Source organism: Streptomyces sp. NBC_00775 (genome assembly GCF_036347135.1).
In the GTDB taxonomy this organism is placed as follows: domain Bacteria; phylum Actinomycetota; class Actinomycetes; order Streptomycetales; family Streptomycetaceae; genus Streptomyces; species Streptomyces lutosisoli.
Genome location: NZ_CP108938.1, coordinates 8,134,642 through 8,147,164, shown reverse-complemented (window position 1 = coordinate 8,147,164; position 12,523 = coordinate 8,134,642). Strand labels below are relative to the sequence as shown.

Annotated in this window: 12 protein-coding genes; 4 read left to right on the top strand and 8 right to left on the bottom strand. The window is 70.8% G+C overall.

Annotated features, from left to right (window positions below; translation table 11 throughout):
* Positions 1-23 precede the first annotated feature (23 nt).
* The gene (locus OIC96_RS36155) at positions 24-287 is read right to left on the bottom strand and encodes a DUF397 domain-containing protein (protein WP_327427909.1); all 264 of its coding nucleotides are present in this window, start codon (positions 285-287) and stop codon (positions 24-26) included.
* Positions 288-1,148 carry a helix-turn-helix domain-containing protein gene (locus tag OIC96_RS36150; RefSeq protein ID WP_330303801.1) on the bottom strand — a complete coding sequence of 287 codons (861 nt, stop codon included), beginning with the start codon at positions 1,146-1,148 and terminating at the stop codon, positions 288-290. It lies immediately after the preceding gene.
* A gap of 211 nt (positions 1,149-1,359) precedes the next feature.
* Between OIC96_RS36150 and OIC96_RS36145 the strand changes: the two genes are divergently transcribed.
* From OIC96_RS36145 to OIC96_RS36135, 3 genes are all read left to right on the top strand, one after another.
* The gene (locus OIC96_RS36145; RefSeq protein WP_330303802.1) at positions 1,360-2,010 is read left to right on the top strand and encodes an ATP-binding protein; all 651 of its coding nucleotides are present in this window, start codon (positions 1,360-1,362) and stop codon (positions 2,008-2,010) included.
* Between the two features lie 50 nt (positions 2,011-2,060).
* Positions 2,061-2,453, top strand: coding sequence for a hypothetical protein (locus OIC96_RS36140; protein ID WP_330303803.1), 393 nt, complete (start codon positions 2,061-2,063; stop codon positions 2,451-2,453).
* 284 nt (positions 2,454-2,737) lie between these two features.
* Positions 2,738-4,609 carry an ABC transporter ATP-binding protein gene (locus OIC96_RS36135; protein WP_330310054.1) on the top strand — a complete coding sequence of 624 codons (1,872 nt, stop codon included), beginning with the start codon at positions 2,738-2,740 and terminating at the stop codon, positions 4,607-4,609.
* Between the two features lie 60 nt (positions 4,610-4,669).
* Here OIC96_RS36135 and OIC96_RS36130 read toward each other — a convergent pair whose 3' ends face one another.
* From OIC96_RS36130 to OIC96_RS36120, 3 genes are all read right to left on the bottom strand, one after another.
* The gene (locus tag OIC96_RS36130) at positions 4,670-4,843 is read right to left on the bottom strand and encodes a hypothetical protein (RefSeq protein WP_327427913.1); all 174 of its coding nucleotides are present in this window, start codon (positions 4,841-4,843) and stop codon (positions 4,670-4,672) included.
* A 123-nt stretch (positions 4,844-4,966) separates the two neighbouring features.
* On the bottom strand, positions 4,967-5,668 hold the full coding sequence (locus tag OIC96_RS36125) for a DUF899 domain-containing protein (RefSeq protein ID WP_330303804.1): 702 nt from the start codon (positions 5,666-5,668) through the stop codon (positions 4,967-4,969).
* A gap of 101 nt (positions 5,669-5,769) precedes the next feature.
* The gene (locus tag OIC96_RS36120; RefSeq protein WP_330303805.1) at positions 5,770-7,113 is read right to left on the bottom strand and encodes an amidohydrolase; all 1,344 of its coding nucleotides are present in this window, start codon (positions 7,111-7,113) and stop codon (positions 5,770-5,772) included.
* A 128-nt stretch (positions 7,114-7,241) separates the two neighbouring features.
* Here OIC96_RS36120 and OIC96_RS36115 point away from each other — a divergent pair, with 128 nt between their 5' ends.
* Positions 7,242-8,195, top strand: a complete 954-nt coding sequence (locus tag OIC96_RS36115; RefSeq protein ID WP_330303806.1) for an endonuclease/exonuclease/phosphatase family protein — start codon at positions 7,242-7,244, stop codon at positions 8,193-8,195.
* Positions 8,196-8,247: 52 nt separating this feature from the next.
* Here OIC96_RS36115 and OIC96_RS36110 read toward each other — a convergent pair whose 3' ends face one another.
* From OIC96_RS36110 to OIC96_RS36100, 3 genes are all read right to left on the bottom strand, one after another.
* On the bottom strand, positions 8,248-10,119 hold the full coding sequence (locus OIC96_RS36110; protein WP_330303807.1) for an FUSC family protein: 1,872 nt from the start codon (positions 10,117-10,119) through the stop codon (positions 8,248-8,250).
* A 584-nt stretch (positions 10,120-10,703) separates the two neighbouring features.
* Complete coding sequence (locus tag OIC96_RS36105; RefSeq protein ID WP_330303808.1) at positions 10,704-11,435, bottom strand: DUF7873 family protein; 732 nt, start codon at positions 11,433-11,435, stop codon at positions 10,704-10,706.
* A 40-nt stretch (positions 11,436-11,475) separates the two neighbouring features.
* Positions 11,476-12,519, bottom strand: coding sequence for a hypothetical protein (locus OIC96_RS36100; protein ID WP_330303809.1), 1,044 nt, complete (start codon positions 12,517-12,519; stop codon positions 11,476-11,478).
* Between the last annotated feature and the right edge of the window lie 4 nt (positions 12,520-12,523).

Below are 12,523 nucleotides of genomic sequence, written 5' to 3'. Positions count from 1 at the left end.
GAGGAAAGGGGAACACAAGTGGATCACGACAGAAGGAAGTCCGCCTCCCCCGCCTTCGCGCCCTGGATGAACGCGGTCATCTCGCCGGGCGTGTAGATCAGGGCGGGTCCGTCCGGGTCCGCCGACTGGCGGACCGCGATGCGCCCGTCGGCGAGCTTCATCGCCTCCAGGCAGTTGCCGCCGTTCCCGCCGCTCCACGGCTTGTGCCAGCCCTCGTTGCCCAGTTCGCGGGCGGGCATTCCGTTGTAGATACGCACGTCGCGTATCCGCGGCTTGATGCGTTCCATTCACAGCTCCTTGCGGAGATCCCGGAGGATCTCCTTCGTGCGATGTGCCGTAGCGGCCTGAGCCGCCATGCGGTCCATGACCTCGAGGTGGGTCGCCACCTCCGAGCGCGCGTCCAGGTAGACGGCGCCGGTCAGGTACTCGCTGTAGACCATGTCCGGGAGCTCCGGCATGGCAAAGCGGAACAGCACGAAGGGCCCGTACGTGCCGGGGTGCGGCCCCGAGGAGAACGGGATCACCTGCAATGTCACGTTGGGCAGCTTCGTGGCCTGGAGCAGCTTGTCGATCTGGGCGCGCATCACCTCGGGGCCGCCGATGGGGCGGCGCAGGGCCGTCTCGTCCATCACGGCCCAGATCCGGGGCGCGTCCGCGCGGGTGAGCAGATCCTGGCGTTGTATGCGCAGCGCCACATGCCGCTCGATGTCCTCGGGTCTGGTCTGGCCGATGGCGCCCGCCCTCATGACGCCGCGCGCGTAGTCCTCGGTCTGCAGCAGCCCGGGCACGAAGTGGGGTTCGTACGAGCGGATGAGGGCGGCCGCACCCTCCAGGCTCACATGCATCGAGAACCAGTCCGGCAGGATGTCGTGGAACCGCTGCCACCAGCCGGGTTTGTTGGCCTCCTCAGCCAGTTGGACGAAGGCCTCGGCCTCCTCGTCGCTGACGCCGTACGACTTCAGCAGCAGTTGGAGGTACGGAATTTTGAGGGAGACCTCGGCCATCTCCATACGGCGGACCGTGGCGGGCGCGACACGCAGGATGCGCGCGGCCTCCTCACGCTTGAGACCCGCGCGTTCCCGCAGGTCCAGCAGGCGCCGGCCGAGGACCACCTGACCGACCGTCGGCGCGGACCGCGGTTCGCTCACGTCCCACCTCCACTGAGTCCATGACAGCCCGTCCACAGAGTCCGGACAGGCCGGGCGGCGCCGTACGGGTTCTTCCTCGTCCTCTTCGACGATCCCAACTGGCGCCGCTCGGCGTGCTGTTGCGAGCAGTGTGCCACGCGCCCTCACCGCGTCACACAGCACTCTGCATTTTTCAGAGTGACACTTGCCAAGTGTTCACGGCGGGGCGATAGTGGCAAGCGTGATTCCGTCCGCGCCGTTAGGAACAGACGCCGCCGAAGACCGGATCGGTCTCCGTGCCGCCGCAGGGCTCCGGCCCGGCGCGGCCGCCGAGCGCCGGTTCCGCTTCGAGCTGGCCGCACACCCGGGCTCCGTGGCTCAGGCGAGACGCCTGGCACGTGCCCGGCTGTCCGGCTGGGCGGTGTGCGAGGACACCTGCGACACGGCGGCCCTCGTCATCTCCGAGCTGGTCACCAACGCGATCGTGCACGCCGCCGGAGAGCGCGTCCTCTGCGAGCTGCACGATGCCTCCGACGTGGTGCGGATAGCGGTACGTGACGAGGGATGCGCTCCGGGTGAGCCGCACCCCTCGCCGCAGCGGCCCGAGGAGGAGCACGGGAGGGGATTGCTCCTCGTCGCGGCCGTGTCCAGGGCCTGGGGGGCCCAGGACACCGGGCCCGGCCTGCTGGTCTGGGCGGAGCTGGAGCGCGGCGCGGACGGGCAGGGCGGGCAGGACGGGGCCACCGGAGCCCGGTCGGACCTGGGCTGGAGTGCGAAGAAGCCCCCGGCCGACGGCCGGGGAACCGGGACGGAAGCGTTCTGGGGAACGCGGACCCCGGGGGTCCCGCCGATCGAGCGCAACCGGGATGGGGGGAGGGTGTGAGGGGTACGTCGGCGGCAGGGCCTGGAGCCCAGGTCCTGAGCCTGGACACGATGGTCCGTATGAAGCGCGGGCAGCGGATGTCCGGGCCGCTGAGGCGTCTCCTCGTACCCGAGGGCATGACCGTGCCGCTGGGCTGCGACGCGGTGTCGGTGCCCGCCCGGTTCGGACCGCTGCTGCTGCCGCGGCTGCCCCGCGTGGGCTGTGTCTACGCAGACGGGTCGCGCTGGTGGCTGCTCGTACCCTCCGACTCCGACGTCGCTCTGGAGTGGCCGGCGCCCGCGCACTACGCCACGGGGGCGGTCGTACCGGACGCGCCCGACGCACCCGGCCTCATCCACAAGCCGGACGGCACGCTTCCTTACACCCCGCCGATCCCCCTCTATCTGGCGCTGTGCCGGATGACGGGGACGACGCCCGTTTGGTCGCGTCCGATCAGCGCGTAAACCCTCCGGCCGGGGGCTGCCGGACGTGTCCGAAGTGCGCCGGTCGCCGCAAAACACCACCGCCTCCACGGGTGGAGCGCCGCGTTCCTGGGGAAAGCACCGTTCGTGCGGTCCCGGGGAGGCCATGGGTGGGGAAAGCGGCGGAGAAGTCAGCGGGCGAGCCGGCGGAGAAGCCGACGGGCGAATCGGCTGGGAAGCCGACACGTAGGAAGAAGCGCGGCAACGACAAACCGCCGCCCTCCGATTCCGAATATCTACTCTTCGGCGGCCCGCTCCGCTACGACATGGGCTGGTCCCAACACGCTGACGCGTTCCTGGAGTTGAACTTCCGCGCGATGCTGACGCGGCTGCCGTCGCTGCTCGCGTCCAGTTTCCGTCTCGCCTGGAAGGCGGACCCGCGCGCCGCCCGTGTCGTGCTGGCCGCCGAGCTGACCCGCGGCGGCGCCCAGGCGGTCAGTCTGCTGGCGGTCAACAGCGTGCTGGGGCGGCTGATGACGAGCGGCCCGGTCGGGGACCGGCTGCGCGGCGCGCTCCCGGCGCTGGTCACGGTCGCCGCCGTGATGCTGGTCGCCGCGCTGCTGCGGGCCGCGTCCACGTATGCCACCGGACGCCTGGAGCCGAAGGTGGAGCGGGTGGCGACCGAGCTGTACCTGGAGCGGGCGGCGGCCGTGGAGCTGGCCGCGATCGAGGACGACGCCTTCCACAAGCTGCTGGACACCGCACAGTACGGCGCCCGGTCCGCCCGAAGCATGATCACGATCGCCACCCGGGTGGTGAACGCGATGATCTCGCTGTGCGCGGCGGCGGGCGTGCTGACGGTGCTGCACCCCGCGCTGCTGCCGCTGCTCGTCACGATGACGCTGCCGAGTGCCTGGAGCGCGCTGACCATCGCCCGGCGGCGCTACGAGTCGTTCCACACCTGGGTGCAGCACGCCCGCGCCGGGCATCTCATCAGCGGTCTGCTCACCGAGCCCGCCGCGGCCCCGGAGATCCGCGTGCATGGCGTCGGGCCGTTCCTGTTACGCCACTTCCGCTCGATGTCGGAGACCGCCGAGGCCGAGCAGGCACGGCTGGCCCGGCTCTCCGCCCGCACCGGTCTGATCGCCGCCGCCTGGACGGGACTTGCCACCGTGGCGACGTACGCGACCCTCGGCGGGCTGCTGCTGGCCGGCGCGATGGCGCTCTCCGTCGCCGGTACGGCCGTGATCGCGATCCGCACCGGTTCCGCGAGCCTCGACACGCTCGTCCTGGAGGTCAACTCCCTCCACGAGGAAGCCCTGTTCGTGGGCGACCTGCAACGTCTGTACGTCGAGGCGGCCGAGCGCGCGATCCCGGTGGGCGGTGATCCGCTCCCCGACGATCCGCGCGAAATCCGCTTCGAGAACGTCACGTTCACCTATCCGGGCACCTCGTCCCGGCCCGCGCTCGCGGACGTCACCCTCAGCGTGCCGCTCGGCAAGATCGTGGCACTCGTCGGCGAGAACGGCTCGGGCAAGACGACCCTGGTGAAGCTGCTCGCGGGGCTCTACGCCCCCGAACACGGCCGGATCCTGTGGGACGACGTCGACGCGGCGACCGCCGACCGGCATCAACTCGCCGAGCGGATAGCGATGGTGGCCCAGGACTTCAAACGGTGGCCGTTCACGGCGCGCGTCAACGTCGCGGTCGGGCGTGCCTCGGCGCCGCTGACGGACGAGCGCCTGGCCTCGTCGGTCACCGAGGCCGGGGCGGAGGACGTGGTCGCGGACCTGCCCCGGGGCCTGGACACGCTCCTGGGCCGCGGCTTCAGCGGCGGGCACGAGCTGTCGGGCGGGCAGTGGCAGCGCCTCGGCATCGCGCGGGCCGCGTACCGGCGCGGCGCCATCCTGATCGTGGACGAGCCGACGGCGGCGCTCGACGCCCGGGCCGAGCTGGAGGTCTTCGAGAAGATCAGGGCCCTGGCGGGCACCGGCCAGACCGTCATCCTGATCACGCACCGGCTGGCGTCCGTACGCCACGCCGATCTTGTCCACGTCCTCGACCAGGGTCGCCTCGTGGAGTCCGGCAGCCCGGACGAGCTCCTGGCCACGGGCGGCATCTACGCGGAGCTGTACTCACTGCAGGCCGAGCAGTTCACGTCGAAGGTACCCACTCCAAGGGGGGCTGACGGGGGCTGATCCCACTCGACACTCACGAGAGGCGCGTTCGGCGCTCACGAGAGGCACGCTCGGCGAAGCTCACTCGACGACGTCGGCACCTCGCACGACGACCAGGAACGCGTCCGTGGAGAGATCCATGACGACCTCCACGGCCTGTCCTTCCTGGCGGCGCGCCTGTGCGAACTCCTCCGCGGGCCACGACCCGCGCGGCCCACCGGCGGGAAAGCGCTCCAGCACCGTTCGCCCGTTCACCCTGCACCTCCATGTAGTACTGCTCTCATAGAGTTAAACGCCCTGCATGGGGTGAACGGCTCGCGAAGTGACCGTACTGAGACGTAGCCGACACGGGGCGGTACACCCGGTGTGAGGGAACTCTCAGTCCTCGTACTCGTCGTGGTACCGGATCCGCTCGCTGCCCGCGGGCGCCCCCAGCGCGGACGCGCGCCCCTTGGGTTCCTCCCACTCCTCCTGCCGGCCCAGTGCCGTGAGGTCGAGGAAGCTGGTGGTGGAGCCGAGCCCGTCCAGGCCGCGCTGGTACGTCGAGTACGTGTGGAAGACCTGCTCGCGGTCCCGCAGGAAGCAGCTCACGCCAGGACGTTCACCGGGCTCGCCACCGCCTTCGTCGTCGCCCAGGAACGACACCTGGAAGTCGTGGTTGAAGTCGCTGTCGTACGACGAGTACCAGGGCACCGTCCAGCTCATGCGGGCCTTGAAGGGAAGGATCTTCGTGTACGGCGCCCGGGAGACGGCGGCGAACTCCGTGCCGCGGGCCCGCAGATGCGCGAGGTGCCCGATCTGGTCGAGGAACGCCGAGCAGCTGCGGCAGCCGGCGTCCCACTCGGGCGCGAACATGAAGTGGTAGACGACGAGTTGGTGCCGCCCCCGGAAGAGGTCGAGCAGCGTCGCCTTCCCGTCGCCGCCCTCGAACACGTACTCCTTGTCGATCGCGACCATCGGCAGCCCGCGCCGCGCCGCGTTGAGCGCGTCCCGCGCACGCGTTGCGGTCTTCTCCTTGAGCAGCAGCTCCTCGCGCGCGGCGCGCCACTCCTCACGCGAGACGATCTGCGGAAGCGTCATGTGCTCCTCCTGCGGAACGGAACGGTGCCCTTCCTGAGAGGGACTGGCGCGAGGAGCGGAACTCATCGGCCCATCGCCGGGATTCTTTCCGGCACGGCGGATCACGTGTCGTACTCCTGGATCCGCCGGCCATGGCCGCGGTCGACCAGTGCGGGCAGCCGCTCCCCCAACTCCCGTACCGTGGACGGCAGGTCGAGCGTGAGCAGCTGACGGTTCCGCATCAGTACGCGCCCGTCGACGATCGTCGTCCGTACGTCACTGGAGCGGGCGCTGTGCACGAGTGTGGCCGCGAGGTCGTGCACCGGCTGGGTGTGCGGGCCGGTGAGGTCGACCAGGATGATGTCGGCCCGCCGCCCCCGCGCGAGAGTGCCGATCCGCTCCCCCAGACCGACGGCTCGCGCGCTCTGGAGGGTTGCGTGGTGCAGGGCTTGACGGGACGTCAGCCAGCGCGGGTCGCCCTCGGCCGACTTCTGCACCAGTGCGGTGAGGGCCATGGACTCCCAGACGTCCAGGGAGTTGTTCGAGGCGGCTCCGTCCGTGGCGAGGCCGACGGGGACGCCGATCTCGCGCAGGGCCCGTACCGGTGTCGGGTCCCAGGCGAACTTCAGGTACCCGCGCGGTGCGGTCGCGACGGCCACCTGTCCCGTCGCGCGCTCCAGTACGGGCAGGTCGCGGTCGATGATGCCGGTGCCGTGCGCGATGAGGAGTTCCGTGTCGAGCAGCCCGGTGCGCTCCAGTACCTCGATCGGCGTAAGGCCGTGGCGGGCAAGGCTGTTGTCCGTCTGGTCTCGGCTCTCGGAGGCGTGGAGGTGCACCGGAAGGCCGTGGTCACGGGCGAGTTCGGCGGTCGCGGCCAGGTCGGCGTCGTCCACGGTGTAGGGGGCGTGCGGGGCGAGGGCGGTGGTGATGCGCCCGTCGGCGCCGCCCCGATGCCGCAATGCGAACTCCAGTGACCTCTCCCGGCCTTGGGCACCCTGCGAGGAGAAGAAGGCCTGTCCCAGGTGCGCGCGCAGCCCGCTCTCGGCCGTCACCGCGGCGACGGTGTCCATCGAGAAGTAGTGGTCGGCGAAACAGGTCACTCCTGCGCGGATCATCTCGGCGCAGGCGAGCCGCGCCCCCAACTCCACGTCCTTTTCCGTGAGGTTGGACTCGATGGGCCAGATGTAGTCGTTGAACCACTCCTCGGCCGGCAGATCCTCGGCGATGCCGCGCAGGGCGACCATCGGCGAGTGGGTGTGGCAGTTGATGAGCCCGGGCATCGCCACCTGACCGCGGGCGTCGATGTGCTCGACGGCGTCCAGGCCGCGTACGTCGTCGGTGATCGCCTCGATGACCCCGCCTCGTACGACGATCGAGGCGTCCTCGAAGAACTCGATCTCCTCCTGACCGTCGTGCACCAGTGCGGTGCATCCGGTGATGAGGAGATCAGCGGGAGACTGCGTCATCGCGTCACCGTACGACGGCGTCGTGCCGCGGGGGGAGGTGAACCGCGCATCCCGTCCCAGCCCTGTCGCCGGGCCGGTTGCGCGAGCACCCTGGCGTCACCACAGCCCGCCTTCTGGAAGGAGCCGGCATGCTCCTCGGCACCTGGAACCTGGAGAACCTGTACCGGCCCGGCGGCCCCTTCGGACCGAAGGACAAGGCCGCGTACGAGACGAAACTCGCCGCCCTGGCCGCCGTCATCACGGAACTCGACCCGACGCTGCTGGGCGTACAGGAGGTCGGGGACCCGGACGCGCTCGCCGACCTGGCCGGCATGCTGGACGGCGACTGGCAGGTCACGCTCTCCGGTCATCCGGACGACCGGGGAATCAGGGTCGGTTTCCTCAGCCGAGTGGTGCCACAGGTGCTCGCCGACACGAACGCCTTCCCGGAGCCGCTGCGCCCCGTCCAGGCCGACGACCGCGGCGCCACCGTGTCGCACGCGGGCCGCGGCTTCCTGGCGGTGGAGGTCACGACTCGGGCTCTGTCCCTGAGGGTGGCGGTCTGCCATCTCAAGTCGAAGCTGCTGTCGTACCCCGGCGGGCGCTTCCAGCCGCGCGACGAGGGCGAACGGGCCCGCTACGGCGCGTACGCCCTGTACCGGCGGACCGCCGAGGCCACGGCGCTGCGCGCGCTGGCCGACGAGCTTCTGGCCGGCGAGGGCCGCACCCGCGATGTGGCGGTGCTCGGCGACCTCAACGACGAGGTGCAGGCCGCGACCACCCAGATCCTCCTCGGCCCGCCCGGCTCCGAGATCGGCACCCCCGGCTACGACCACGCGGACGCGGGCGACGCGACGCGCCTGTGGGACGTGGCCCCGCTCATCCCGGCCGACCAGCGCTACTCCCGCGTCAACTCGGGGCGCCGCGAACTGATCGACCACATCCTGGTCAGCCATCAGCTGGTGCGTCGGGTCACCGCCGCGGGTACGGGTCTGCCCGGCGAGCAGCAGCTCCGGCTGCCGTCGGTGGGCGCGGATCCGGGCGAGCGGCGCGGGGTGGCGGGGTCGGACCATGCGCCGGTGTGGGTGCGGGTGCAGCCGTAATGGTCGGACGGTGATGGTGGCCAACGGCCCGGCAAGGACGGCAGATTGACGCTCAGACAGCGACGGGGAGCTTGGGCGTCTTGGATGTCGTCAGCCCCGCACGCTCCCGGCGCTCGGCCAGCTCGTCGAGGAGTTCGGCGATCCGCTCGGTGTGCCGAGGTGTGAGCCGCCCGGTGTCGTCGAGCTGGACGGCGCACGCCGTGGTCGTGTCGACGAGCCGTTCGAGGGTGGCCGCGACCTCGTCCGTACCCTCCGCGTGCCGTGCGAGGGCGGGGAGTTCGGCGGCGGCGAGGTCGATCGCGGCGCGGGCCTCGGCGAGCGCGCGATAGGCCTCGCGCCGCAGGATCCACCGGCCGGCCCGGTCCTCTGTGGTGCCGTCGTTCAGCACATGCGTGAGATAGGCGTCCGCCGCCTCCGCGGCGCGGATGAGCCGCGCCCGTACCGTCCCGCCGCGCTGCCCGAGCGCCGGCAGATGCCCGACGAGCAGCACGATCCCGCAGGCCAGCAGCGTCTCGCCGATCCGGCTCCAGGAGGCCTGCGGCTCCCCGCCCACCATGACGAGGGCGAGTACGAGGACGGTGACGACGGCGGTCTGTGCGGCGAAGTGCCGTGTGGCGACGGGGATCAGGGCGCCGCTGACCGCGACCAGGGCGATGAGTCCCTCCGGCCGGGGCAGCAGGGCGGCGAGCCCCGCGAAGACGACCGCGCCGAACACGGTCCCCGCCGCCCGGCACAGCACGCGCGAGGCGAGCGGCCCCAGATCGGGCTTGACGAGGAACACGGCGGTGGCGGGGAGCCAGTACCAGTGGGAGTGGTTCCCGTACCAGCGGGCGTGGTGCAGGGCCTGCGCGACGGCCGCGCTGGCGCCGAAGCTGAGGGCGACCCGGAGCCCGTACTCGCGCCCTCCGGAGCCGAGCGCGGTGCGCACGAGGGAGGCAGCCGTACGACGCCGGGTGTGCAGGGTGTCTCCGGCGCCGCCCCGGTCGAAGGCGTCGGCGGCGTGCAGCAGCGCGTCGTCGAGGGCGCGCAGCGCGGGTGCGGAGCGGGCGGGCGCGGGCAGCGGCCCGGTGTGGGTACCGGTGCGCACGGCGACGGCGAGCCGCCGCGGCCCCTCCGCGGCCCGCGCGGGCACGGTCTCACCCGCCCAGGCGAGCGCGGTCGCGGCCTCGGCGAGCGGCAGCGCGGCGGCGTACTGCGCGTGCAGCCGCCGCTCGGCCGCGGAACTGGCGTACCGCCGCAGCCGGGGCCCGGCGAGCGCGTCCTGCGCCTGATCGAGCGCGGCGGTCAGCGCGACGCGCCGCCCGCTCGCGTCCGGTCCGCCGGCCGCGTCGAGCAGAGCGGCGATCGCGTCGTACACACCACCGACGGCATCCCGCTCCCCGTCGAACCGGTAGTCCCCGGCGCTGACGCCCGTTGTCGGCAGCGCGAGCCGCAGCGCAAGAAGCCAGCCCGCCCCGGCGAGGAAGAAGACCGCACGCTGCCACCCGGGTTCGGGCAACGGCATCCCGGCCCCGATGGCCGAGGCGACCAGCAGCTGTGTCCCGGCCCCGGAGGCGACGGGCCCGATGGCGCTGACGGCTCCGGCGACGAGCCCGAGCAGGGTGAGGAGGAGAGTGAGCGCGACGGCCCCGGCGTGCTGTCCGGCGTACGACCCGATGAGCAGCCCCCCGGCCCCGGCGAGCGCGGGCAGCCCGAGCCTCTTGACGGCGGCGCGCCGGCTCCCCGGCCGGTCGTTGATCCCGGCGAGCATGGCGCCGAGGGCGGCGACGACTCCGAGAGAGGTACGCCCGCTCAGCACCGCCACGAGGAGCAGTGGCCCGGCGGCCAGCGCACCCCGCCCCACCGCACTCCAGGGCACGGGCCCGCGCTGCGCGCGCAGGGCGTGGGCGAGCCAGGGCGGTACGGCGACGCTGGGGAGTGGCACGGGGCTCCTGTCGGGCGAGGGCGGGCGGGTGCCTTCGGGCGACGTCGGCCGGGCTGTTGTCGTACCAGGGTAGATCGCGTTGCTGGAGGAAATGGAACGTACGTATTTCCAGGAGGTGACGCGTCCCGGGGATGCCGCGAACTTTATGAACGCAATCGGCGACGAGCGCTTGGGCGACGGAACACGGAGCGGCCGTTCGGCCACTGACCGCGGAGCGAACCCGTTCGGCTGCTCAACGCGGAGCGGGCCCGAGGGCGTAGCCGGCCCCCGGACCCTGTGATGCCGCCCATTTCGCACGCCGGCACGCTTGAGGACCCAGGTCAGTCGTTATGTCGCCGCGTCCTGCCTTTGGACCACCACGCATCGAGCTGCGCGGGCTGGACTTGAACCAGCATTTCGACGTCCCGGGGCCTGGGCCCGGTCGATCCGGCGATCGGCGGCGAATACTGAGTCTGGAGCAAGAGTCTGAGATTGATCGTGGCTGGTTCTGAGTCCTGGCCACTCCATCACGACAAGCTTCAGCTTCAGCTTGCGCTCCTCGCGCACCCCGGCCGTGGTGCGTGGTGGCCGGGGAGTTCTTGAGGCTACCCGAACAGGTAGCCGAACACGGCGTCCCCGACCCGCTGGTCGACGACATCCACGCCGTTCGCCTCCTCACGGGCGAACTTGACGGCCTGCTGCAACTTCTCGACCCGGTCGAGAAGTTCATTCACCCGCCGCGCGGGCAGGGCGCCGGAGAACTTCACGGTCGTCCAGTACCCGACCGGTATGTCCTCGTAATACACCTCGACCTGAGCGGGATGCTTCTCCGTGGCCTCGGCCTTGACATGGTTCCGAGGCACCTTCTTGGTCCGCAGCGTCCGCACCGGCTCGGTCTTCCAGGCATCGGTGGACGGGTCCTGCACCCACGACTCGGAGGCATCGAGAACGGGCAACTTCCGCACAAACGCGTTGAGATCGGTGAGCTGCTTCTCAAGAAACAGCAGATACGACACCGGCACCTCGGCAACGAGCACCCGCCCGTCCACCGTCACATCCGCCCGCGCCGAGCAGTTGGCCCAGTCCTTCGTGGCGGTCACATCAAACAGCCGCGTCAGCGTCCCCGCGGTCTCCCGCAACACATCCTCAGCCTGCACCTGCACCCGAGTCGACTCGGGCGGCAACTGCTCACCCTCCTCGTCCTTCGGCTGATACGTCCGCGAGATACCGGCCAGCAACGCCGGTTTCTGCAGGCCATGGTGAGCGGCCGTCAGGTCCTGATGAGACTTGGACTTGACGCCCTTCTCCACTGCGATGATCTGATTGAGTTTCGCCACGTGGGGACCGTAGCAGTGTCAACTGGGCTTACTCGAAGGATTATTCGAGGCCGGGAATTCCCGCCCACACGCCGCGCATGAGCGCGCGCCGTTCGCCTGACGCGGGCTGCCGCCGGAAGGCACCCGGGTTTTCACGGTGGACGCAGTCGATCCCGTAGCGGTGCAGTAGCTGTACGTCCTCGCGCTCCGGTGGCTCGGGGAACAACGCTGTGAGGCATCGCGCGGGTACGGGACTGTGCGGAGCGTAGTCGAGGAGCTGTGCCAGAGCCTGCCGCACATGACGGTGGGCCGGAGAACTCTTGGCCTCCACGATTTCCGCCTGGCCCGCGTTTTCCAGGTACATGTCGCTGATGCCGGAAGGGCAGTAGAACCGTGTGGCGGTCTGGCCGCGAGCGCCCAGATACCGCCGGTATTCCCGAACGAGTTCTGCTTCTCGACGGTCGACGACGATCAGTCGCCGGGTCTGTTGATAGCCGGTCCGGCGGGTACGCAGTTCCTCCATGGCCGCGATACGAACGACGTCCCGCGCCCGGTCGTCGGACTGCCGCAGGGCCGTGGCCGAGGGCGGCGCGGGCCATTCCGTACCCGGTGTGATCATGAAGTCTTCGAGGACCGCGGACGCCTTGTCGCCTCGAAGGACCATCTGGCCGGGAAAGTTGTGCGCGGGCTTGTACCCGATGGCCGCGTTCAATTCCGCGTACGGGATGTCGGCCGGAACCAGGTCCAAGAGGCTGTAAACGGTGTGCCAGCTCGGTCCGTCCGCTTGCGGCGGCCACAGCAGATCGGCGAACTCGCGGTTGCGGAATATCGCTCCGACCTCGCCTATGGCACGCACCCGATTCCCGCCGGTGAACAGAACCACGTCACCAGTGGCCACGTCGGAGAACTTCCCGTCGTGCGCGGGCGTCGCACCCCAGAACCGTGCGCGGCCCTCCGGATGCAGGTTCTGGAGCTGAGCACGATGGTCGGCGGCGAGCAGGCCGTCGTGGCGCGGCACGGTGAAGTCCACCTGCCGATCGACGGTGTCCGCCCAATGGCGTCGCGTCTGCGTACTTCCGTACGACGGGGAGATGAGCACCCGCACGCTT